This window comes from Thermogladius calderae 1633 (assembly GCF_000264495.1).
Classification (GTDB): Archaea; Thermoproteota; Thermoprotei_A; order Sulfolobales; family Desulfurococcaceae; genus Thermogladius; species Thermogladius calderae.
Genome location: NC_017954.1, coordinates 1,173,742 through 1,195,428, shown reverse-complemented (window position 1 = coordinate 1,195,428; position 21,687 = coordinate 1,173,742). Strand labels below are relative to the sequence as shown.

General features: G+C 58.7%; 24 protein-coding genes. 14 read left to right on the top strand and 10 right to left on the bottom strand.

Translation table 11 applies throughout. The features are described from left to right. The first annotated feature begins 146 nt into the window (after window positions 1-146). From TCELL_RS06420 to TCELL_RS06410, 3 genes are read left to right on the top strand one after another with little or no spacing between them, the layout of a single operon-like run. Complete coding sequence (locus tag TCELL_RS06420; RefSeq protein WP_048163365.1) at window positions 147-743, top strand: hypothetical protein; 597 nt, start codon at window positions 147-149, stop codon at window positions 741-743. Window positions 744-799: 56 nt separating this feature from the next. Beyond that, complete coding sequence (locus TCELL_RS07360; RefSeq protein WP_014737925.1) at window positions 800-1,915, top strand: signal peptidase I; 1,116 nt, start codon at window positions 800-802, stop codon at window positions 1,913-1,915. After that, window positions 1,887-2,525, top strand: a complete 639-nt coding sequence (locus tag TCELL_RS06410; protein ID WP_014737924.1) for a hypothetical protein — start codon at window positions 1,887-1,889, stop codon at window positions 2,523-2,525. The genes TCELL_RS07360 and TCELL_RS06410 overlap by 29 nt, the downstream gene beginning before the upstream one ends. Here TCELL_RS06410 and TCELL_RS06405 read toward each other — a convergent pair. Beyond that, window positions 2,518-4,098: an APC family permease gene (locus tag TCELL_RS06405; protein ID WP_014737923.1), complete on the bottom strand. Its 1,581-nt coding sequence runs from the start codon at window positions 4,096-4,098 to the stop codon at window positions 2,518-2,520. The genes TCELL_RS06410 and TCELL_RS06405 overlap by 8 nt on opposite strands. A gap of 31 nt (window positions 4,099-4,129) precedes the next feature. Further along, complete coding sequence (locus TCELL_RS06400) at window positions 4,130-5,443, bottom strand: TrpB-like pyridoxal phosphate-dependent enzyme (RefSeq protein ID WP_014737922.1); 1,314 nt, start codon at window positions 5,441-5,443, stop codon at window positions 4,130-4,132. A gap of 101 nt (window positions 5,444-5,544) precedes the next feature. Here TCELL_RS06400 and TCELL_RS06395 point away from each other — a divergent pair, with 101 nt between their 5' ends. The 4 genes from TCELL_RS06395 (at window position 5,545) to TCELL_RS06380 (ending at window position 9,551) form a co-directional block, all read left to right on the top strand. Further along, window positions 5,545-5,955 carry a Tfx family DNA-binding protein gene (locus TCELL_RS06395; protein WP_014737921.1) on the top strand — a complete coding sequence of 137 codons (411 nt, stop codon included), beginning with the start codon at window positions 5,545-5,547 and terminating at the stop codon, window positions 5,953-5,955. Between the two features lie 91 nt (window positions 5,956-6,046). Continuing rightward, entirely contained in the window at window positions 6,047-7,576 is a 1,530-nt protein-coding gene (locus TCELL_RS06390) for an AMP phosphorylase (RefSeq protein WP_014737920.1), read from the top strand. Window positions 7,577-7,647: 71 nt separating this feature from the next. Beyond that, window positions 7,648-9,015, top strand: a complete 1,368-nt coding sequence (locus TCELL_RS06385; RefSeq protein WP_014737919.1) for a geranylgeranyl reductase family protein — start codon at window positions 7,648-7,650, stop codon at window positions 9,013-9,015. Further along, window positions 9,009-9,551 carry a DUF429 domain-containing protein gene (locus tag TCELL_RS06380; protein WP_014737918.1) on the top strand — a complete coding sequence of 181 codons (543 nt, stop codon included), beginning with the start codon at window positions 9,009-9,011 and terminating at the stop codon, window positions 9,549-9,551. The genes TCELL_RS06385 and TCELL_RS06380 overlap by 7 nt, the downstream gene beginning before the upstream one ends. On the opposite strand, the gene TCELL_RS06375 is transcribed toward TCELL_RS06380, so the two are convergent. Next, window positions 9,543-10,487: a DHH family phosphoesterase gene (locus tag TCELL_RS06375; protein WP_014737917.1), complete on the bottom strand. Its 945-nt coding sequence runs from the start codon at window positions 10,485-10,487 to the stop codon at window positions 9,543-9,545. The two genes, TCELL_RS06380 and TCELL_RS06375, sit on opposite strands and share 9 nt — an antisense overlap. 63 nt (window positions 10,488-10,550) lie before the next feature. Then, window positions 10,551-11,156: an alpha/beta fold hydrolase gene (locus TCELL_RS06370; protein WP_048163360.1), complete on the bottom strand. Its 606-nt coding sequence runs from the start codon at window positions 11,154-11,156 to the stop codon at window positions 10,551-10,553. A gap of 95 nt (window positions 11,157-11,251) precedes the next feature. Here TCELL_RS06370 and upp point away from each other — a divergent pair, with 95 nt between their 5' ends. Both upp and TCELL_RS06360 read left to right on the top strand, forming a co-directional pair. Then, entirely contained in the window at window positions 11,252-11,920 is a 669-nt protein-coding gene (upp, locus tag TCELL_RS06365; RefSeq protein WP_014737915.1) for a uracil phosphoribosyltransferase, read from the top strand. Between the two features lie 34 nt (window positions 11,921-11,954). After that, the gene (locus TCELL_RS06360) at window positions 11,955-12,641 is read left to right on the top strand and encodes an HAD hydrolase family protein (RefSeq protein WP_014737914.1); all 687 of its coding nucleotides are present in this window, start codon (window positions 11,955-11,957) and stop codon (window positions 12,639-12,641) included. Here TCELL_RS06360 and TCELL_RS06355 read toward each other — a convergent pair. Then, window positions 12,638-14,035, bottom strand: a complete 1,398-nt coding sequence (locus TCELL_RS06355) for a phosphohexomutase domain-containing protein (RefSeq protein ID WP_048163356.1) — start codon at window positions 14,033-14,035, stop codon at window positions 12,638-12,640. The genes TCELL_RS06360 and TCELL_RS06355 overlap by 4 nt on opposite strands. Window positions 14,036-14,212: 177 nt before the next feature. Between TCELL_RS06355 and speD the strand changes: the two genes are divergently transcribed. Both speD and TCELL_RS06345 read left to right on the top strand, forming a co-directional pair. Next, window positions 14,213-14,596: an adenosylmethionine decarboxylase gene (gene speD, locus TCELL_RS06350; protein WP_014737912.1), complete on the top strand. Its 384-nt coding sequence runs from the start codon at window positions 14,213-14,215 to the stop codon at window positions 14,594-14,596. Further along, window positions 14,589-15,662, top strand: a complete 1,074-nt coding sequence (locus tag TCELL_RS06345; RefSeq protein WP_014737911.1) for an NAD(P)/FAD-dependent oxidoreductase — start codon at window positions 14,589-14,591, stop codon at window positions 15,660-15,662. Before speD ends, TCELL_RS06345 begins: the two co-directional genes overlap by 8 nt. Here TCELL_RS06345 and TCELL_RS06340 read toward each other — a convergent pair. From TCELL_RS06340 to TCELL_RS06320, 5 genes are all read right to left on the bottom strand, one after another. After that, window positions 15,597-16,013, bottom strand: a complete 417-nt coding sequence (locus tag TCELL_RS06340) for a hypothetical protein (protein ID WP_238529006.1) — start codon at window positions 16,011-16,013, stop codon at window positions 15,597-15,599. The two genes, TCELL_RS06345 and TCELL_RS06340, sit on opposite strands and share 66 nt — an antisense overlap. A gap of 105 nt (window positions 16,014-16,118) precedes the next feature. Further along, a complete protein-coding gene (locus TCELL_RS06335; RefSeq protein WP_048163353.1) occupies window positions 16,119-17,177 on the bottom strand; it encodes a thiamine pyrophosphate-dependent enzyme in 1,059 nt (352 codons plus the stop codon). 10 nt (window positions 17,178-17,187) lie between these two features. After that, on the bottom strand, window positions 17,188-18,396 hold the full coding sequence (locus TCELL_RS06330) for a transketolase C-terminal domain-containing protein (protein ID WP_420834841.1): 1,209 nt from the start codon (window positions 18,394-18,396) through the stop codon (window positions 17,188-17,190). A 60-nt stretch (window positions 18,397-18,456) separates the two neighbouring features. Beyond that, window positions 18,457-18,729 (bottom strand): 4Fe-4S binding protein, encoded by a 273-nt coding sequence (locus tag TCELL_RS06325; RefSeq protein WP_014737908.1) that lies wholly within the window; start codon window positions 18,727-18,729, stop codon window positions 18,457-18,459. Continuing rightward, window positions 18,730-19,290 (bottom strand): 2-oxoacid:acceptor oxidoreductase family protein, encoded by a 561-nt coding sequence (locus tag TCELL_RS06320; protein WP_014737907.1) that lies wholly within the window; start codon window positions 19,288-19,290, stop codon window positions 18,730-18,732. It abuts the gene before it with no gap. Between the two features lie 205 nt (window positions 19,291-19,495). On the opposite strand from TCELL_RS06320, the gene TCELL_RS06315 reads away from it, so the two are divergent. Genes TCELL_RS06315 through TCELL_RS06305 form a run of 3 tightly spaced genes read left to right on the top strand, consistent with a single transcriptional unit; the run spans window position 19,496 to window position 21,686 of the window. Continuing rightward, entirely contained in the window at window positions 19,496-19,747 is a 252-nt protein-coding gene (locus tag TCELL_RS06315) for a 4Fe-4S dicluster domain-containing protein (RefSeq protein WP_014737906.1), read from the top strand. Continuing rightward, window positions 19,744-20,868, top strand: a complete 1,125-nt coding sequence (locus TCELL_RS06310; protein WP_014737905.1) for a 2-oxoacid:acceptor oxidoreductase subunit alpha — start codon at window positions 19,744-19,746, stop codon at window positions 20,866-20,868. Before TCELL_RS06315 ends, TCELL_RS06310 begins: the two co-directional genes overlap by 4 nt. After that, the gene (locus tag TCELL_RS06305; RefSeq protein ID WP_014737904.1) at window positions 20,859-21,686 is read left to right on the top strand and encodes a thiamine pyrophosphate-dependent enzyme; all 828 of its coding nucleotides are present in this window, start codon (window positions 20,859-20,861) and stop codon (window positions 21,684-21,686) included. Before TCELL_RS06310 ends, TCELL_RS06305 begins: the two co-directional genes overlap by 10 nt. Window position 21,687 lies beyond the last annotated feature (1 nt).

The window sequence follows — 21,687 nt, the reverse complement described above, 5'->3', positions numbered from 1 at the left end:
AATGTTTGACAGAAAATATTGAGTGCCTCGAAAAATAAAACTGTTTCCGGGGCCTGGAGGAGGTGCCTACAGGCCTTACAGGGCACAAAGCTTAAAAGGCGAATTTATAGATTATTTCGTGATACAAACCCCTAGTGGTGCTCAGTATGAGGTTCGACAGGAGAATACTAGCCCTAGTTGCAGTAGCAGTCTTCACAAGCATAGTCTTCGCCAGCGTCTTCGTGTACTACCCGGTTTCAGTGGCCGTCAGCCCCGTAGCACCACCTGTCTACTTCGAATACGGCACTAACGCCAACCAACCGGATCTAGGCGGAGCCAACACCATAGCCGTCAACCTCGGGTCTAACAAGACTAGCCTCGAGATAACTATACACCCAACCTACCAGGTGTCGTACTACAAGAACATCAGCCTCATAGTGAACGGAGACTCGAAGACATACTACGTGACCCTGAAGGTCGTAACCACCGCTTCGGGTCTACCGGCTAACTCCAAGCTGGTCCTCTACGTGTACAGCAAGGGTGCGGCTAGGAGCCTCTCGGGCCACCCGACGCCCACGCCGTCGGGCTATCACACCAGCCTCGACCTGACCACCACCTCGCAGACCCCCCAGATAGCGATTACGGCGGGTAACGCGATAGAGCTCGACGTCTACGTGTACATACCAGAGGGCTATCAGCTACCTGCGTCAGTTAACGCACAGCTACTCCTAGTCTACAGCCCGTCCACCGAGACACCGCCGTAAACACGACTCTATAAAACCACTTTTTTATCATCTCTATCAACCTTCACGGTGCTATCATGTACCCGAGGGACCTGCCCTTACTAGTTGTAGCGATACTCCTGAGCACGGCGTTCCTAGCCCCCTATCTAGGCTTCCTGCCTCTTGCCCTCAGCCTGGTCGCCGGCTACTCTATGTACCCTACTCTCAAGCCGGGCGACTTGGTATTGAGCACCGCCGTCTGGCTGACGGGCTTCTCGAAAGGCGACGTTGTGATCTACTGTACAGGCTTATTCCACTGCGTGATACACAGGGTGGTCGAAGTAGCCGGGGGAACTGTCTTGACGAAGGGGGACTTCAACCCGGCTCCAGACCCGCCATTCCCGGAGAAGGCTGTCAAGTACAGAGCAGTCCTTGTTATACCGCTGGAGGTGTGGCTCCCACTGGCAGTGTTCCTTACGACCCCGCTGTTCGTACCCCTCTGGGATTTGAGGAGACTCTTCCAGCCCCTGAACTTGGAGACCACCTTGTTCGTCCTGTTCGTAACACTCTACGCGGTGTTCACAGCCCTCTACGTGGTGGGCCAGCCGCCCTATAGAACCGTCCTCCAAGCCCCCAGCCTCGAGCTCGCAGGCTACGAGATCTCGGGGGACTACACGGCTCTCACACTGGACTACACGACCTTCAACACTACTATAGTCGGCGTCTCTAACTGCAGTATAAGCGCGGTAGGCGTCTACCCCTGCACCTTCGCAGAGGTGGTCAACGGTAGCAGGGTGGAGGTCGGTGTACCAACAAGCTTGTACAAGGAGCTCTTCCAGGCCGGATTAAACTACTTCTACGTGAACCTGACCGCGAAGCTCGACAAGGGACTCCTCATAGGCTACTACCCGGTACACTTCGCTTTACTCAAGCCAGCGGTGAAGGTAGAGGGCTGTAGCCTGCTCGTGGAGAACACCCTGCCTTTCCCCCTCGAGAACGTCTCGGTAAAAGTCACCTACGTGAACTCCACGTGGGCCGGCCTAGTGAACCTTGTGCACAGCCGGGAGGAGTCCTTTGACGTGACAGTACAGCCTCTGAAGACGTACAGGCTGGAGCTCCAGGGGGTATTCGACTACGCATACGTAAGAGTCTCCTACTACTACGGGAACGAGAGCGTGGTCTGGGTTGGGAGAGTCGAGTCCTGTAGCCACTGAGAAGGAGAGGTACAGGAAGATCCACTACGTCACAGGGTTCCTCACCCTGTTCTACGGAGTCTACATGGTCCTCGCACTAGTGCTACCGCTCTACCGGGTCTACGGGGTCCTCGACGGCCTAGTCGCGTTCTCCTACTACCGGGTCACCTACTACGGCACGCCGATAACGGTAGACGAGCTCGACAGAACGAGCTACATGGCCGCACCCCTCGTCTTGTTCACCGTCTACATGGTGTTCAGCGGGGCTAACCTGCTGCTCGCCCTATTAGAGGGTGAGGACTACACCACCCAGCTCAGGCTGTGCTTCACGGGAGGGCTGGTGGGCGCGGTCTCCTCGGCGGTGTTCCTGGGTCTCTACAGCTACTTCTTCACGAGGGCTGTCGCGAGCCTGTCCTTCAGCCTAGACCACGTTACCTCGGCTGGGAGGCTGATACTTGGCTCGTCGAACGTGCAGCAATTCCCCTACACGAGCCTACTGCTGAACCCCCTGGTACACCTAGTACTGGCCTTGGCAACACTCCTGTCCTCCACTCTTTCCACTCTACTCCACACAGGCTACGGCTGGCCGCCGAAGCCCCACGAAGCAGAGGGCCCCGGTCACATTAGGTAGTTACCGCCTCGGGGGCCCAGAACCTCCTCATCACCAGTAGCAGTGATACAAGCGCTAGCAGACCTATGAAGGAGTTTGCGACGACCTCTACGAGACTCACATTAGACCCGGAGTAGAGCAGCATGAACCAGCCCGAGGCGAAGCAGGCCGCGCCGACAGCGGTCTCGAAGACGCGCCTCTTGAAGGGTAGGCCCTCGTAGAAGCCGCCCCGGGTCCAGGGCAGAACCGCGAGGGAGAGACCTGTCAACCAGACGAGTATACTGTAACTGAAGCCGAAGAGCTTCAGGAGAGACGCGACTGGTATCAGGCCTTTCACGGTCAAGCAGCCTAGGAGGAGTCCCACTATCCCGAACGAGAAGACAACATTGTTAGCAACTATAGGCACGCCTCTGACACCGGTCACCCTTGCCAGCGACGAAGGCGCCATTTTGTCGACCGCGAGGGCGTATAAAATTCTAATTGCTGCCAGCCAGATTGTGTAAGCTGTGTTGAGGAACCACATGAAAGCCGCTAGTCCAGCCAGTAGTATCAGGTACTTGTCGCTGGTGAAGAGGGACAGGTACACGAAGATCGACGGGGGTACTAGGGGTCTCCCGCTGAGGCTCCTCAAGACTCCGCGGTAGTTGTAGTAGAGGTAGGAGTGCGACGCGACGAGGCTTACCCCTAGCTTGGTCTCGACGACGAAGGGGACTAGGAGGTAGAGAGCGAAGACTGTCAGGAAGCCGAGCGGGTAGCCCCTCGTGTACGACTTCACCGGGTCTTTGACCTCGCCGGCTACGAAGCTGGCCGACTCCAGCCCCGCGTAAGCCCAGAGAGCGGCGACCATCATACCACCGGTGGCGGCCGCGAGAGGAGCCGGGGTTAGAGGGGTCACCCCTCTGAGGGCCCCCTTCAACGCGACGTCCTCGAGTAGCACGGGGTTTAAACCGGTGGCTCTAGCCCAGTTCTCGTATATAGTGCCAGGGTCTGCGAGGTACAGGGCCACCGTGTACGCGAGCGTGATTAACAGCGGCGTTACTACTATTGGGGCTAGGACCCACTTCAGCCGCCTAGTCCCCACGCTCGCGAGGATGAATAGTGCCGCTACAACTAGTACGCCCAGGTAGAGCTCCGTCAAAGGCTGGTTTAACACCACGCCCAGGTCCACCAGGAGCTGGTCGCCGGAGGCGAGCCCAGCCAAGAGGACGTTCCCCGCCAGCGCCTTGAACCCGTAGTATACGAGGAAGCCGAGAGAGAGTAGACCACCGCTGGCGGCCATGTAGTACCAGATCGCAATGAAGGCCACGACGGGAGAGACGGCCCTGGATATCAGCACGTAGGGCGCGGCCGCCCTCTGGACGTTAAGCGCGACGTACATGAAGGCGAGGACCACCGGGACGTAGACCAGGCCCGCGAGGAGGTAGGCCAGTAGGTTCGAGCCCCCGTAGAGCCCGGGCGTACCCAGCATCTGGACTGTGAAGAAGGTGAAGCCCGAGGCTACGGGGTTGGCGACGACCCAGAGGAAGACCTCGAACCAGCCAAGCCCCCGCTCGAGGGTGTAGACCCTCCACTTCTTGATCAAGAGCCTACCCATGTTGTTTTTCCTACTCTCGAAAAAATAAAAGTTACGTGTCCGGTAGGGCGTTGTAGAGGTACTCCTCGTAACCCTTTAGGTCGAGTAGCCCGTGCCCGCTGAGGTTGAAGACTATGACGGGCCTCTCGCAGGATCCTCTGTACCTCCTCGCTATGTCTATCACGGCCTTCACGGCGTGGGCGCTCTCCGGGGCGGGCACTATCCCCTGCAACCTCGCGAACAGGACGCCGGCCTCGAACACCTCCCTCTGCCCGTACGCCACGGGCTCCACCAGCTTGTGGTTTACGAGTATGCTTAGCGACGGCGCCACCCCGTGGTACCTGAGGCCCCCGGCGTGTATGGGGGGCGGGACGAAGTCGTGCCCGAGCGTGTGCATCTTCAGCATCGGCGTCAGCCCGGCAGTGTCCCCGAAGTCGTACCTGTACTCCCCTCTGGTCATTGACGGCACTGCTCTGGGCTCTACAGCCACGAAGACGGTGCTCGTCTTCCCTCTAAGCCTGTAGTAGAGGAAGGGGTACGCCAGGCCGGCGTAGTTGCTCCCGCCGCCGACAGCCCCCACGACGTATGATACGTCCTCGACTCCGACACCCAACTCCTCCAACTGCTTGATCGCCTCCTGCCCTATCACGGTCTGGTGTAGGAGGACGTGGTTGAGGACGCTCCCGAGGCTGTACTTGGCCTCTCCCCCGCTGTTGATGACGTCCTCTATGGCCTCCGATATCGCGATGCCGAGGCTGCCCGGGTGGTCCGGGTTCTCCTGGAGTAGCTTCCTGCCGAAAGAGGTTATAGTGGAGGGGCTGGGGTAGACCTCGGCCCCGTAGGTCTCCATCAGTATCCTCCTGAAGGGCTTCTGGTTGTAGCTCGCCCTCACCATGAAGACCCTTACCTTGATGCCCACTAGGCTACCGGCTAGAGATAGGGCGCTACCCCACTGGCCGGCGCCAGTCTCTGTACTGAGCCTCTTGACGCCCTCGAGCTTGTTGTAGAACGCCTGGGCTATCGCGGTGTTGAACTTGTGGGAGCCCGCCGGCAGGACTCCCTCGTACTTGAAGTATATCCTCGCGCAGGTGTCGAGGTACTTCTCGAGGTTTCTCGCTCTCAGCAGCGGCGTGGGCCTCCCGGCCTGAAGGTAGTACTCGGAGAGCTCGTCGGGTATTTTAATGAACCTCTCGTCGCTGAACTCCTGCCTGACGAGTTCCCTGGCGAACAGGGCGTGGAACATCTCGGGTTTCACAACGGTTCCGTCTGGCAGGATGTAGGGAGGTATCTTCTCCGGGAGGTCTGGGACTATGTTGTACCAGGACTTGGGTAGGAGGTCGGGTCTTTGGGAAGACCTTAACTCCATTCCAACATGGTCCCACCAACCCCATATCGGAGGCCACCTCAGTATAAAAGCTTTCACTTTATAGAGCCGCTCCGTGTATTAAAGCAGTAAGTGGTGTAAGTATGGGAAAGTACGGCCTCTTGACCGAGAAGCAGTACGAGGTCTTGAAGCTGAGAGCCAAGGGTCTCACCCAGGCAGAGGTCGCTTCTAGGCTGGGGATGTCTAGGTCGGCGGTTGCTATCGCGGAGAAGAGGGCCCTCAGGAAGATAGAGCTCGCGGCCGAGACTCTCAGGGTCTACCGGGAGATCATGGCCGTGAAAGTGATAACGCTCGACGAGGGAGTCAGGCTAGTGGACGTACCCAGGACGGTCATCGACGAGGCAGACAAAGCGGGCGTCAAAGTCAAGGCGAACTTCGACTACATATTCGGGCTTCTACGTTTCAAGGCAGGCGCTGGCTACCCGAGACTCAAGAAGAAGGTCAAGATCTACCTGATGAGGGACGGGAGCATAGACGTGGAGGAGACCGGCTGAGGCCGTGTTCGGAGAGCCCGCTTGACCAGGTTTTTAATCCCTTAAGGAGATAGAAAAGTATCCCCTACGGCCCGTCTTGAGGGTAGTGGGAATGCTCGTATCCAAGGAGGCCAGGAATTTTACTGTGAGCGTCTTAGAGGTTTCCACGGGGAGTCCTCTTCTAGTCATGAACGAGCAAGACGCGTTCGAGATGAGTTTAACACCCCACTCCAAGGTCATGGTCAAGTACGAGGGCAGAGAGGCCTACGCCTCGGTCACGCTGACCAAGACCATGGTAGCGAAGGGGAGGGTTCTCGCGTCCATTGAATTGGCCGAGAAGCTCGGCCTGAAAGAGGGCTATCCAGTCCAGGTCAAGCCCGCAGGCCTCCCCGGGTCGTACGCTTCCCTGCTCAAGAGGATTCGGGGAGAGCGCCTGAGCTACAACGAGATGTACTCGATAATAAAGGACGTCGTGAACGGGGCCTACGACGAGGCCGAGATAGCCGCTTTCTTGCTCAGCCAACAGTTTTACGTCCTAGACGAGGACGAGCTCACTAGCCTGATAAAGGCCATGGTCGAGACAGGAGTGAAAATAAGCTTCGACGAGCCCGTTTTCGACGAGCACAGTATCGGCGGTGTCCCGGGGAACAGCAAGGTCGCGATGGTGGCGGTACCCATAGTCGCGTCGTTCGGCCTACTCATCCCGAAGACTAGTAGCAGGGCTATAACCAGCCCGGCCGGTACGGCCGACACGATGGAGGTCCTAGCAAGAGTAGACTTGACAGCGGAAGAGATTAGAGAGCTCGCTAAGAAGACGAGAGGGCTCCTGGTCTGGGGCGGGAAGCTCAACCTAGCCCCAGCAGACGACATCTTCGTGAACGTGGAGAGGAAGCTTTCCATAGACCCGTGGCACCAGATGGTCGCGAGTATACTGAGTAAGAAGCTCGCCATGAGCGTCGAGTCCCTAGTTATAGACATTCCCGTCGGGAAGAAGGCGAAGATAGAGGAGCCGGTTCACGCAGACCAGTTGGCCGGCCTCTTCATAAGGCAGGCCGCAAAGCTAGGCATGAGGGTCAAGGTAGCCATAACATTCGGGGGCCAGCCGATCGGCATGAGCGTGGGGCCCGCCCTCGAGGCCAAGGAGGCACTAGAGGCCCTGTTGAACAAGAGGGGGTCGAGGAGCCTCGTCGACAAGGCTATCCTGATAGCCGGCTTGACCATGGAGTTGAGCGGGAAGGTGCCGCCTGGTCAGGGCGAGAGCTACGCTAGGGAGTTGTTCTCCTCGGGCAAGGCCTACGAGAAGTTCAGGGAGATAATCGAGGCCCAGGGCGGCAAACCGAACATTAAACCAGAGGAGGTCCCGCTGGGTAAGTACACTTACACGTTCAAGTCGCCTCTAGAGGGGGCGGTGACGTACATCGACAACGCGGCGGTAACCATGGTGGCTAGAGCGGCGGGGGCCCCGTTCGACAAGGGCGCCGGGGTACAGTTCCACGCGAAGGTGGGCTACAGGGTCAACAAGGGCGACCCCCTGTTCACCATATACAGTAACAGCGAGAGCAGGCTCGAGGAGGCCATCTCGCTGGCGTCGAAGTACTCCGTTATAACCGTGGAGGGCATGTTGCTGAAGACTCTCCCGTGACCCCCTAGCTCCGCTTAAAGCTTATTTCATTCAACAGGGATTAGCCTCACCCAGTGCAGAGGTGTATTCGCGTGTACGACGTAGTCGTGGTAGGCGCAGGGGTCGGCGGGCTCTACTCCTCGCTCGTGCTAGCCTACAAGGGCTTCAAGGTAGCCCTCGTTGAGAGCAAGCCGAGGGGGAAGATCGGGGACAAGACCTGCGGCGACGCGATCGGAGTACACCACTTCGAGCACATCGGGCTACAAATCCCCGACAGCGTGGTAGACCACAGGTACAGGGGTGTGAAGATAAAGAGCCCCAGCGAGGAGCACGAGATAATTGTCCCAGGAGAAGGAATCAGCGTCAACAGGGTCGGGTTCGGGCAGTGGCTCCTGAAAAACGCCCTAGACCGGGGTGTCGAGCTATACGACGAGCACTTCCTGGTTGGCGTAGAGGTGAGAGAAGGGAGGGTGAGCAGTGTAAAGGTGAAGAAGACCGGTGGCAGGGTAGTCGACCTCAGGGCGAGGTTCTACATAGACGCGAGTGGTGCGAGGCCTGCTCTGAGGACCAGGCTACCCGAGGACTGGCCTATCTCCGAGAGGCCGTACGAGACGGACTTCAACCTCGCGTACAGGGAGGTCGTCGAGCTCGAGAGCGGGGTGAGCGAGGCGGACATACACTACGCCGTCATATACCTCAACGCGAGAGTCGCCCCCGGCGGCTACTGGTGGATGTTCCCCAAGAACAGAGAGGGCACGGTGGTGAACGTCGGGCTCGGGGTGATAGGAGGGTCGGGGTTCAACCCGAGGCACAACTACGACAGGTACTTGAGGGATAGGTTCAAGGGGAGGGTAGTCCACGCGGGGGGTGGCATAGTGCCCACGAGGAGGCCCCTCCCAACAATGGTCTGGAGTAACGTAGGGAGCGTGGGAGACGCGGCGTACACCGTGAACCCGGTTCACGGAGGCGGGATAGGGTCGACTATGGAGGCCGCGAACATACTAGCAACGCACCTGGCGAACGTCCTGGAGCAGGGGGAGCCGGACACGGGCAATATGTGGGAGGTGAACTTGAAGTACCTGGAAGCGTACGGGGTCAAACAGGCCAGTCTCGACGTCCTTCGCATGTACCTCCAGAGGCTGTCAAACGACGACTTCGACTGGATAATAAGGAACAGGCTGGTAGACGGCTCGGCCGTATACGACATAGGCGTAAAGGGCAGCCTGGGGGACAGGGTCGTCAGCTCTATCAGCACAGTGATCAAGCTCCTCGGGAGGCCTAGCCTGCTGGGTGAGCTGAGGATAGTCAGGAACTACATGAACAAGGTTACGACCTTGTACAGGGACGAGTACCCGAGGAGCCCAGAGGGGATTAGGAGCTGGGCGAGTAGAGTCGAGGAGCTGTTCGACGAGTACGCGAGGCTCATAGGGTTCAACAGGGGACCTAGAGTTAAATGGTGACAGTAGCCGGCGTAGACCTGCGGGGGAGTGACCGGAGGCCCTCGGGCGTAGCAGTGATATCGGGTAGAGACCTAAGCGTCGAGTCGCTTTACAGCGACGAGGAGATAGTAGACTTCCTCACGCGCCATAGAGCCCTGGTTGTCGCCATCGACTCCCCTCTCTCGCACAGCCCCTCCTACAGGCACGTCGACAGGGTTATGGTCAGGCTGGGCTTCAGGGTGCTCCCGCCCGGCTGGAGGGGCATGAGCATGCTCGTTGAGAGGGGGGTGAGACTCGCCTCGCGCTTGAGTAGCATGGGCGTAGTCGTGCTCGAGACACACCCAAGGAGTGCGCTAAAGTCGAGTAAGTGCCGCGGCCTCGGGGAGCTGGTGTCCAAGCTAGGCTTGGTCTTGCCGGGCAGGCTCACGAGGGACGAGGAGGACGCGGTGGTAGCCTCGGCTGTGAGCCTCATGTACGTGGAGGGCGCAGTCGTCGAGGTAGAGGGCGTGGACGGCAGGATCTACCTGTTGCCCCCGGTGTGCGGGGGCTCAGACTAGAGCGGAGTATACCCTGTCGGCTACGTAGTTCAGGAGCGCCTTCTTGTCTACGATCGAGAGGAGCTTCCTCGACAGGGGAATCGTCACCTTGGCGCCGCTGGCGTACATGTGCCCTCCCCCACCCAGCTTCACCGCGACCCTTCTGACGTCTACGCTCCTACTCCTCAGGCTCAGCTTTCCGTCTACCGATGCGATCACGGCGACGTCGGCGCTGTACCTGGTGAGCAGGTAGGCTGCGAGGAAGCTGTTCTCGACATCGCTGTTCTCGTAAGCCGCGACCACGCGTACACCGTCTGCCTCTCTCACGACGATGTTCTCTACACTGGATAAAGCCCTGAGCTCCCCGTCCATTGCCTCCTCCACTTTTTCTGTGAAGCTACTAGCCCAGGCCCTCCCCTTGAAGACCTCTCTCATGACCTTAAGCCTCCACGAGTCGCTGTCGCCTCTCCTTATGAGCCTGAGGTACCAGCCCCCCCTCCAGTGGTCGAACGTCCACAAGTCCCCGGCGCAGACACCTGGGACGAGCTCCTCGGCTATCTCCCTGTTCACCCTCCCCGCAGCGTAGTACCTGTACACGACACCGGTCGCGCATGTCGACGTGTCGAGGTAGAGCTTGACGCCGGCCCCGCTTACCGCCGACACCCACTCGTCGTCCCACAAGTGGTGGTCGTACCACTCGACGCTCACCCCTTTCGCCGTAAGCTCTCTGGCCAAGCCTACCAGCTCCGGGAAACCGCCTGGGTTGATCCCGAGGTCTATCAGCACCAGCTTCTCCACCCCCTTGATCGTGCTCAGTTTCTCGCCGAGGAGCCTGTGCAGCTTGTAGGGCTCGGTGAAGTAGACGTACCTAGGCCACTCCCCCGACGCCAGCGCGTATATGCCGGCGCCCCCTACACCGTCCATGTCGGTGTGTGTTATGACGGCGTACTCGACCACTGTAGACCACGCTCTCTAAACACTCTGAGACTCAAGGGTGTTTTAAAAAGGTGCGATATCAGCTCACGGAGGTTTAGACAGAATCTTGTTGTAGAAGTCTGCGAAGTCCCTGAGGAACCTACCAGGCTGGTCTAGGTACAACGCGTGGCCCGCGCCCTCGTAGACCACTAGCTCCCCACCCGTGGCTGAGGCGAAGGTCCTCAGCTCGGCGTAGTCGACTACGTCGTCTCTCTCCCCGTAAAATATCCTCATTCTCACCTTCATCCTCTTGAAGGCGTCTACAAACTCCCCTGCCCCGACGGGCGCCACTAGTAGTAGACCCGCGACAGGGTTTGACACAGCGTACCTCATGGCGATGTAGCCGCCGAGGCTCGCCCCTATGACTAGGGGCGGGACTTCGCCGAAGAAAGCCTTGTAGGCGCTCTTGGCGAACTCCACGTTCTCCACGGGGCTCCTAGTGTGTTTAATGCACTTCGAGACCTTGCCGTACGGCATGTCTACCGCGAGGTAGGGGATCCTCCTCCCGTCGAGTTCGTCTAGGAGCCCTATGTCCCTCCAGACATCGCTAGTGAAGCTGTACCCGTGTAGGAGTAGGACTGGTATGCCTGGCCTCTGCTCGTATATCACCCTACACCTGTTGTCCCCGTAGCCGTATAGGTCCTCGCGCATTTGCCTCACATTTTCCATTTTTAGCTCAGTGGGGTAATATCCCTATCCGTTACATCAAGTTTAATAGTCTCCAGGGGGATTAGTTAGCCAGGGCTTTGCTAAAGGTCCGAGTACTAGATCACCCGTATATACAGGTAGTCCTCACCACTCTAAGAGACAAGAACATCAGGCAGATAGAGTTCAGGAAGGCCATGGTAAGGCTCGGCAGGGCCATGGGCTTTGAGATAACGAGAGACCTAGAGCTGGAGCGCGTGGAAGTCGAGACACCACTAGGCGTCAAGACAGAGGGAGTCAGGTTCAAGGACATGGACAAGGTGGTGATAATAACCGTTTTGAGAGCAGGCATGCCTATGACAGAGGGGCTGATAAAGATCTTCTACAACGCTAGGCAAGGCGTAGTCTCCGCCAGGAGGGTGGAAGAGAAGGGGATGCGCGCTGACAAAACCTTCGACGTCGAGATCACGTACGTGAGGCTGCCGAAAATAAGTAATGAGGACACCGTCATCATAGTGGACCCTATGCTGGCTACGGGCTCGACGATCAGAGAGGTCCTCAAGATAGTGCTGTCCAAGAGCAGGCCCCGGAAGGTCTTCGTCGTGGGCGCTATTGCTACACCGCTCGCGATCGACAGGGTTAGAGAGGTGGTCGAGGAGTACAACCTGGACGCCACGATCTACACAGCAGCGGTCGACCTCACAGTCAACGAGAAGGGTTATATAGTCCCCGGCCTAGGTGATGCAGGAGACAGGGCATTCGGAGAGTGAGCCTAACCAAGTCAGAGCGCTGGTGGAGACACGTTTGGTAGACAAGGCCCTCGTGTTCGACTACGACGGGGTACTCGCGGAGATAGGGAAGGACATCCCACTGCCCTGGGTACAGGGTGTCCTCCGAGAGCTGAAGAGGAAGTACAGGCTGCTGATCGCCTCTACGAGGAGCACGAGCTTTCTGGTCGAGCAAGTCCCCTCTGCCGACGCGTACATCGGGGTTAACGGCCTCGAGGTCCTCGCGGGGGGCTACCTCGTGTACCCCTTAAGGGCTCTCGACGAGCGCAGGTCTAGAGACGTCGAGGAGCTGTACATGAGGCTGAGAGAACCCTGCCTACGGGTAGAGCTGAAGAAGAGCCTTCTAGGGAGGGCTCTCGGGCTGGGGGTCGGGTGGAGGAGGTGCCCCAATAAGCCGGCGGATGTCATCGCGGTCGAGGAGGAGTCTGAAAGGAGGGGGCTCTTCGTGTTCAAGTACCAGCGCCCGTTCATAGAGGTCTACGTAGCTGAGACGAGCAAGGCCGCGGGGTTGAGGGTCGCCAGGGCGCTTCTCGGAGTCTCAGAGGCCTACTTCTTCGGGGACAGCGAGAGCGACATAGAGGTGTTCGGCGAGGTCGAGCACCCCGTCTTTGTCAGGAACGAGTACAACCGTCACCTAAACCCGCTAGGGGTCGTAGAGGTCTGGCAACAAGACCTGCCCGTGTTCTTGAAGAGGCTGCTCTAGCCCACCGTCACTTCCTCGACCATCGCAGAGTACTCTCCTACCGTTCTCCTTACCTCCGACTCCACGGCAACCACCATTGTCTTGAGCTTGTCTCTCGAAGGGGCCTCCATGTAGAACCTTATCTTAGGCTCCGTACCACTGCGCCTGACCAAGACCCAGGAGCCGTCGTCGTAGTCGTACCTGTACCCGTCTATGAGGGTCTCCTTCACGGGCTCCCCGAACTTGTTCCTGAGGTTCTCGGCCAGCCTGCGGTAGACGGCGTCCAGCTTCTCCTCGGGTCTCAACTTGTAGCTCCTCCTGTCCCACGGGTACTCCTTAATCCCCCTATCCTTTAACACCTCGGCGAACCTCTTACCCTCCTCTACTACTACCCTGCTTATCAGCGCGGCCTGTAGCACGCCGTCGACCCAGGGCCCCCACCTGGGGTAGATGAGCTTCCAGGGCTCTGCCGCTATCACGATATCGGGGTCCTCCTTCACCTTCTCGTGCGTCTTGCCAAGCAGGTACCTCTCTACGCTGAGCCCGTGCCTCTCGGCGACCTCGTCCACGACCCGCCCAGTGTCCACGCTCACGACTACCTTCCCCTTCGAGCCTCCGCCCAGCTCGTCGATGAAGAAGGCTATGACCCTGTCCTGCTTTATGAAGCCCTCTACTGGGTCGAGTACTGCTAGCCTGTCGGCGTCACCGTCGTGTGCGAGGACGGCCGCCGGCTTGACGCTGGAGTAGAGGTCTATGTAAGACTCGAGGACGTCTTTCCTCGGCTCGGGCGTCCTCACAGGGAAGAAGCCGTCCGGGTTTGCGTTGACCGTGAGGGGGATGGCACCCATCATCCTCAGGAGAGCGGGCGTCACATGGCCGGCGGCCCCGTTTGCCAGGTCGACTACTAGTACGGGCCTCCAGGCCATCTTCCGCGGCCGCGTCAACTCGTACAGGTCCTCGACGTAGTCGTCCACGAGGCCCGGCTCAGTGTAGAACCTACCCGCCTCGCTCCACCCCAGGGGTGATAGGGCCTTGTTGAAGACTGCCTCCTCGACCTCTTTTTCCAGGCCCCTGACGAACTCAAAGCCTTCCGGGTCGTAGAACTTGAGCCCGTTGTACTCGGGGGGGTTGTGGCTTGCAGTTACGCTGACGCCGACCCCCCTCCCCCTCTTAGCCGCGTAAGCCGCGACGGGCGTGGGTGCTAAGCCGACTAAGTAGACGTCCACCCCTCCAGCCATAAGGCCTGCAGCCGTAGCGAGTGTCAGGACTTGGCTTGTCGTCCTTGAGTCGTGGACGATAAACGCCTTGCGGGAAAGCCCCAGCCTCGAGACTGCTAGCCCTATCCTGTAGCATAGAACAGGGTCTATCTCGCCGGGGTACCGTAACCTAATGCCGGCAGTGCCGAAGAGTCTCAAACCAAAACCCCGGTTAAAGCAATAGTATACCACGATATATACCTGTTTTTTGTATCACGTTCAGACACCCACCCCATACACGCGGCCAACCCCCCATACCCTTGATCACGGGAAGGGGGGAGGGGGTGAAACCTTTAAAAGCCCCCAGGGGGGAGTTATTTAGTGGGTGATTCAGGGATGAGTGTTTACATAGAGAGTTTGAAAAAGAAGGTCGTGGGGAAGCACGTTTACGGCGAGCTCTACGGTTGCGACCCAGATTTGTTGAGTGACCCCGTGTATTTGAGAAAGGTCGTCGAGGAGTCGGCTAAGGTGGGCAACTTCACGATCCTAGACGTGAAGACGTGGAAGATCGACCCGGGCGTTACAGTCTTCGCGGTGGTCCTCGAGAGCCACATATCGATACACACGTGGCCCGAGTACTCCTTCGCCACGGTAGACGTATACACTTGTGGGGAGAAGACCGACCCCCTGGCTGCCTTCAAGTACATCGCGAAGGCCCTGAGAGCCGCGAGATACACGTTGCGGACGTCTTCGAGGGACTACGAGGAGGAGAATGAGTAGAGTCGTAGTGGTCGGCGGCGGCCCCGCCGGCCTCACGGTAGCGTCACTGATCAGGGATCGGGATGTACTGCTCTACGAGGAGCACCCCAGGTTCGGAGAGCCACGTCACTGTACAAGCATCGTCGGCCTCTACACTGCGAGCTTTTTCGCCAAGCTTTTAACACCCAGGGTCGTTAAACGGGGCTACAAGAGGTTCCTGTTCCACACCAGGCTGGGGAGCTACCTGGTGGAGTTTAGTAGAGAGGTCGCCTTCTACCTCGAGAGACCGCTACTCGAGGAGAAGCTAGCCGATAAGGCGAGCAGGCTCGGCCACAGCCTCCAGACGGGCGTGAGGGCTAAGCCGCTAGACACGTACAGCGTGAGGGCGGGTGATGGCATTGTACGCTTCGACAGGCTCGTTGTAGCCGACGGCTCTACGGGCGAGTTCTTCAGGTTCTTCAACGGGAGGAGACGGGAGTACTTGTATGGTCTCCAGGCACTCGTTGAACACGAGGGAGGCGAGGACACAATACACGTAGAGTACGGTGTAGGCGGCGCGCTGTTCTCCTGGTTTGTGCCGATAGGCGACGGCCTCGGCTTAGCGGGGTACCTGACCGAGAGGCACGTCGGAGACCCCGGGTCGGCCGTCAAGAAGGTGCTCGGCGTTGCGGGGGTAAAGTACAGGAGGCTACTGGGCTTCTTCGGAGGGGTGGTGGTCAAGCCGGGGCAATTGTCTAGGCCTCACATACGTGGTAGGGTCTTCTTTATAGGGGACGCCCTCGGACTGGTGAAGCCGTTCACCTACGGGGGTCTTTACTACGTCGCCAGGCTGGCTAGGGTTCTCGTCGAGTCGCTTGAGAACCCGGCGACTTACGAGAGGGAGGTCAAGAGACTAGCGCGTCTGAACTCGCTGGAGAGGGGGTTCTCGGGCATTGGAGTACCAGAGCTAGCACCGCCTATATTAAAAGTCGTAAGCTCTAGCGGGTTGTTCAACCCTCTCGACTACGACGAGCACTTCAGGCTAATCCTGAAGACCGCTGCGTCGCCCCTCCTCGTCTACCTTACCCTCTTTAAAAGCGTCGCATAACGCTTTAGAGAGATTCATGCCGGCCTCTAACACCCTTTGCGAGACCTCCAGGGACACGTCCAGATTCTTGACCGAGACCCCTATGATGTAGACCCTCTTTACAGCACCCCCTCTCACCAGCATGTCAACGAGCATCCTGAGGGGGAGACTATGCGTGGTGGGGATGTAGTACTCGGAGACCTTGTCGAGGTCTACTAGGACTACGTCCCCCTCGCCCAGCTTGTCCGAGTAGACCGCGTCCACCACTACCAGGTTCTCGGGCCTGGCCGAGAAGATGTGTGAGAGGCAGTTCTCTAGGCCGTACTCGCAGACCACGCTGGGGACTCCACACCTGGAAAGCTCCTCGCACACGATAAGCCCTATCCTGTCGTCTCCCCTCAGCGGGGACCCAACGCAGGCGACGAGGCTACTCCTTAAATCGATCTTGTCTAAAAAACTCGTTCTACTCCTCGCCGTTCACCTTGGGGCGTTACTCGCCTTCCTGAGTAGCTCCTCCCAGGCGGCGTCGACTAGCTCCTGTAGCTCCTTCACCAGGTGCTTGTTCTCGGGCTTCAGCAGGTGCCTGAACCTACCCTGCAGCTCGAGGTACTTCTCGATCGGCTGCTTCAGCTTGGGGTTCCTGGCGATGGCCAGGCTCCTATCGGTGAGCACGTAGCCTGTCTCGGGCGTCCACTCCCACAGCGGGAAGTAGCAGGTGTCGACAGCCCTCCTCGTCACCTCTAGCGTCAGCGCTGTGTCGTGCCTCCAACCCCTGTCGCAGCTGCTCAGGGCGTGTATGAAAGCGGGGCCCTTCACTTCTATACCCTTCCTCACCTTCTTCATGAAGTCCATCCAGTGGGCCGGCGTCGCGGTCGCTACGTAGGGTATCCTGTGAGCCACCATTATCTCTGCTATGGGCTTCTTGTTCTCCATCTTACCCGGCAGCACGCTCCCCACGGGCGACGTCGTGGTCCAAGCGTACTTGGGCGTGCCGCCGCTCCTCTGTATCCCGGTGTTCATGTACGCCTCGTTGTCGTAGAGTATGTAGAGGAAGTCGTGGCCCCTCTCTGCCGCACCGCTGAGGGCCTGGAAGCCGATGTCGAAGGTGCCGCCGTCGCCCGCGAAGACGACGACGTCGACGTGCTCGTAGGGCAGTCTCCCGGTCTTCTTCATGGCCTCTACAGCGGCCGCTATACCGGAGGCTGTCGCCGCGGCGTTCTCGAACGCGTTGTGGATCCACGGGACAGCCCAGCTGGTGTACGGGAAGATGGTGGTCGAGACCTCGAGGCAGCCCGTTGCCGTGACGACTATAGTGGGGCCTCTGAAGGCGAAGCTCGCGAGCTTGACTACTATTGGGGCAGCGCAGCCAGCGCACAGCCTGTGGCCCGGCAGTAGGGCGGGCCTTCTCGTCTCAGCTAGTTGCCTGAGGTTGAAGACCAGTGGCATCTCCACTTTTTGTCCTGGCTCGAACAACCAGAGCTTGTACGCCGGCTCGCCCTTCTTGACGGGGAACTCGGGCAGGGTCTTCACGACCACGCCTACCACCTCACTCCCTCACGCCGAGGTACCTGAGCTTGGGCTCGAATACCCCCTTCTCGAGCTCCTTAAACAGCCCCCTTATCATCCCCTCGACGAGGTCCGGGACGAGGTCTCTACCGCCTAGCCCGTAGACGTAGTTGACCAGCGCTGGCCTGCTCTTCAGGTCGTACAGGGCTGTGTTGACCTCGAGGAATAGCGGGCCGTAGCTACCCGGGCTCACCCCCTTCTCCATTACCGCTACGACTTTTGCGTTCTTCAACACCTCAACGACCTCCTTGAACGGGAACGGCCTGAACATCCTGAGCTTCACCAGCCCCACCTTGAGGCCCTCCTTCCTCAGCCTCCTCACTACGCTCCTCATGGTCCCGACGCCGCTACCCATACCCACTAGGACTACGTCGGCGTCCTCCACCTCGAACGGGTCTAGTATGCCGTCGCCGTACCTCCTCCCAGTCAGCTTGAACCACTCCTCGTTGACCTCGCGTACGACCTCGGGGACGCTCTTCATCGCCTCCACCTGCTGGACCTTGTGCTCGAAGTAGTAGTCGTACAAGTCCAGGTTGCCGAAGCTCAGGGGCCTAGCGGGGTTGAGTGCGAGGGGTACCTCCTCGTCGAAGTAGTCGACCTTCACCTTGCTCACCTTCCTGTAGCCGCCGAGGAACTCGTGGACGACCTCGTCGGGGAGCATGTAGATGTTCTCGAGCGTGTGGCTGAGGAAGAAGCCGTCCAGGTTAACGGCCACGGGCAAGAGCACCCGCTCGTCCTCGGCTATCTTGAAGGCCTGGATAGTGGTGTCGTAGGCCTCCTGTACGTTCTCGGCGAAGAGCTGTATCCAGCCCGAGTCCCTCATGAGGTACGCGTCGCTGTGGTCGTTGTGTATGTTGATCGGGGCCGAGAGGGCCCTGTTGACTACCGCCATGACTATGGGTAGCCTCAGGGCGGACGCGATGTACAGTATCTCCACCATGAGGGCGAGCCCCTGCGAGGAGGTCGCTGTGAAGGCCCTGGCGCCCGCGGCCGCGGCCCCGACGCAGGCGCTCATGGCGGAGTGCTCCGACTCTACGGGGACGAACTCGGTCTTCACCTCGCCGTCTGCAACGAACTCCGAGAACTTCTCGACTATGATCGTCTGGGGTGTGATCGGGTACGCGGCGACGACGTCGACTAGGCTCTGCTTGACGGCGTACGCCACTGCCTCGTCGCCGTTCACGGTCATCATGACTTGCTTCTCCAAGGGTACTCGGGGTTTAACCACGGCCTGGGTCACGGCTACCACCTAGAACTCGGGTACCATGCTTATGGCCTTAACCGGGCACTCGTTTGCGCAGATACCGCAGCCCTTACAGTAGTCGTAGTTCACCACCACGTTCTCACCGTCCCAGACTATCGCCATGTCGGGGCAGAACAACCAGCAGAGCATGCACTTCGTGCACTTGTTGTAGTCTATAACCGGCTTGAGGGCTCTCCAGTCCCCAGTCTTGTAGTCGGTTGACAGCCTGAAGGTCACACCTGCTTTAGGGAGGCTTCTCCAACCGGCTTGCTGGGACATCTACTTCACCTTCACAGTCGAGTCATGCGACTTCCTTATTAAATCGATGTTCTTGTCTGCGACAGCTCCCCTAAACCTCACTTTCACCGCCTTCTCCAGGCTACCCCAGGAGACAATACTCCACGCCTTCATCAACCCGCCTATCATAGCTGTGTTGGTTATGTTAGCCTTCAGGATCTCGAGTGCGAGCTTTGTAGCAGGCGTAGTGTAGACCTTCACGCCTTCCGGGAGGTCACCGAGCCTCTTGAAAAGCGACTCCTTGTCCCCCTCGTAGTTCAGGATCAGGACGCCGTTCTCCTTGATACCCGCGTACACCTTGGGGGATATGAGGCTGTCGTCCAACACGATCACGACATCAGGGTTGTAGACCATGCTGTGGATCTCGATCGGCTCGTCGCTTATCCTCGTAAAGGCCAGCATAGGGGCTCCAGACCTCTCAGGTCCGAAGGCAGGGAAGCTCTGAGCGTGCTTCCCGTCAAGGGCTGCTGCCATTGCTAGGATGTTGCTCGAAGTCCACGCTCCCTGTCCTCCCCTCCCATACCACGTTATCTCAATGAGCATCCCGACACCGAATTCAATCTATCACGTGAGTTGATTTAAATATCTATCTTGAATAAGTTAGAATCGGGCTATACGCCTTCCTTTGTGAACGTATTTGTACGGGTGAACAGATACACAAGTGTTAAACACGTCGTGTCCGTATCGTTAAAAGGAGCACCTAGTAGTATGAATTTAGTGGCTAAGGGTGTGTTGGCTATTGACGCAAATGCTAACACTAGCTGTAAACGAGTACGCGGGTGCTAGGTTCGTCGTCAACGTGATCAGGGACAGGTGCAAGGAGTGCGAGCTTTGCATCACCATATGTCCCGTTAAAATATTAGTGAAGGGTCAGGACGCGAACCGCTTCGGCTACAGGCCTCCGGTGGTGACAGAGCCCGACAAGTGCATCGGCTGTAGACTCTGCGAGTACGTCTGCCCCGAGTTCGCAATATACGTGACAAAGGGTGGCAGGAGTTGAGACGGGAGTTCTTGTCGGGTAACAGGGCTATCGCTGAGGCCGCGATACTGTCGGGGCTCAAGTTCTACGCCGGCTACCCGATAACGCCGGCTTCGGACCTCATGGAGTACCTAGCAGAGAAACTGCCTAGGTACGGCGGCATAGTGGTCCAGTTCGAGGACGAGATAGCGAGTATAAACGCCGCGATAGGCGCCTCTTGGGCGGGCGTCAAAGCCATGACTGCTACGAGCGGACCCGGCTTCTCACTGATGGCGGAGGGGGTAAGCCTCGCGGTCGCCACCGAGACCCCGGTCGTGGTGGTCGACATTATGAGGGCGGGGCCTAGCACCGGGATACCGACGAAGGCAACGCAGTCGGACGTGTACCAGGCCCGCTGGCTGGCGCACGGGGACTACACGATCCCGGTGTTCGCCCCCTGGAGCGTCCAGGACTGCTACGACATGACCATTAAGTCCTTCAACGTGGCGGAGAAGTTCAGGACGCCCGTAGTGCTCCTCTCAGACGCCAACATAGCCCACATGTGGGAGACGCTCTACGTCAAGGAGCCAGGCGAAGTGGAGATCATAGAGAGGAAGAAGCCCTCAGCGCCCCCAGACGACTACAGGCCTTACAAGCCGGACGAGGACCTCGTGCCGCCGATGGCCGTCTTCGGCGAGGGCTACAAGGTGATAGTCGAGTCCCTTGTCCACGACGAGCTGGGGTACTACCGCCAGGACTCCGAGACTTACCGCGAGATGGTCACGAGGCTCAACGAGAAGATTAGGAGGGGTGTAGGCTACATCTACGAGCAGGAGGAGTACTGGGTCGAGGACTCAGACGTCGTCGTGGTAGCGTACGGGTCGACCGCGCGCATGGTATACCCGGTAGTAAAGGCTCTGAGGCAGAGAGGGGCTAGAGTAGGCTTCTTGAGGCTGAAGACACTCTGGCCCCTAAACGAGGAATGGCTGTGGAAGTCCCTCTCGAGGGCGGGCAAGGTCGTAGTCGTCGAGAACAACACGGGGAGACTCTACTTGGACGTCGCTAGGATCGCCGGTTCGGCGAGGACGTTTTTCTCCCCGGTTATAACGGTCGACCCTCCTAAGTTCAACGAGGTGATGGAGGCCGTCGCCAGATGGCTCTAGCCAAGCTGACCCTACACCCCCTAGACAAGTACCTGAGGACCGACAGGCTCCCCCACATATGGTGCCCCGGTTGCGGGATAGGCATAGCACTAGGCGCAATGCTGAGGGCCATTGACAGGAGGATAAACGAGGGGAGGCTCGACAGGAACAAGGTCGTCTTCGTTACCGGTATCGGCTGCTCCGCTAGAGTTTCCTTCTACGTAGACTTCGACTCTGCTCACACGCTCCACGGGCGCGCCCTACCGTTCGCCACGGGTGTCAAGCTCGCGAACCCGAGCCTAGAGGTCATAGTCGTCGGTGGCGACGGGGACGTAGCCGGTATAGGCGGCAACCACTTGCTGCACGCTGCCAAGAGGAACATAGACTTGTTCGTCGTGATGATAACCAACTTCGTGTACGCTATGACCGGTGGTCAGCTGGCCCCGACCACGCCGTTGAAAGTCTACACGACTACCACCCCTCACGGGAACCCCGAGCCGCCTCTCAACGTGATAAAGCTGGTCGCGAGCCTCAACGCGAACTACGTTGCGAGGGCCAGCATCACGACACCGCACTACATTGAGATGTTCACTTACAAGGCTCTTGGGATGAAGGGGTTCAGGTTCCTCGAGGTGATAAGCACGTGCCCCGAGGTCTACGGCAGGCACATCGGGTTGAGGAACCCGGTTACGATGTTCGAGGAGCTGAAGAAGAGAGTGAAGTACAAGCCCAACCCGGTGATAGACGAGTCCGACATAGACTGGGAGAAGGGGATCGTCATAGGGGAGTACGTCGTCAGGAATAACCCGTCGTACCTCGACTTGGTCAAGAGGGGTTGAG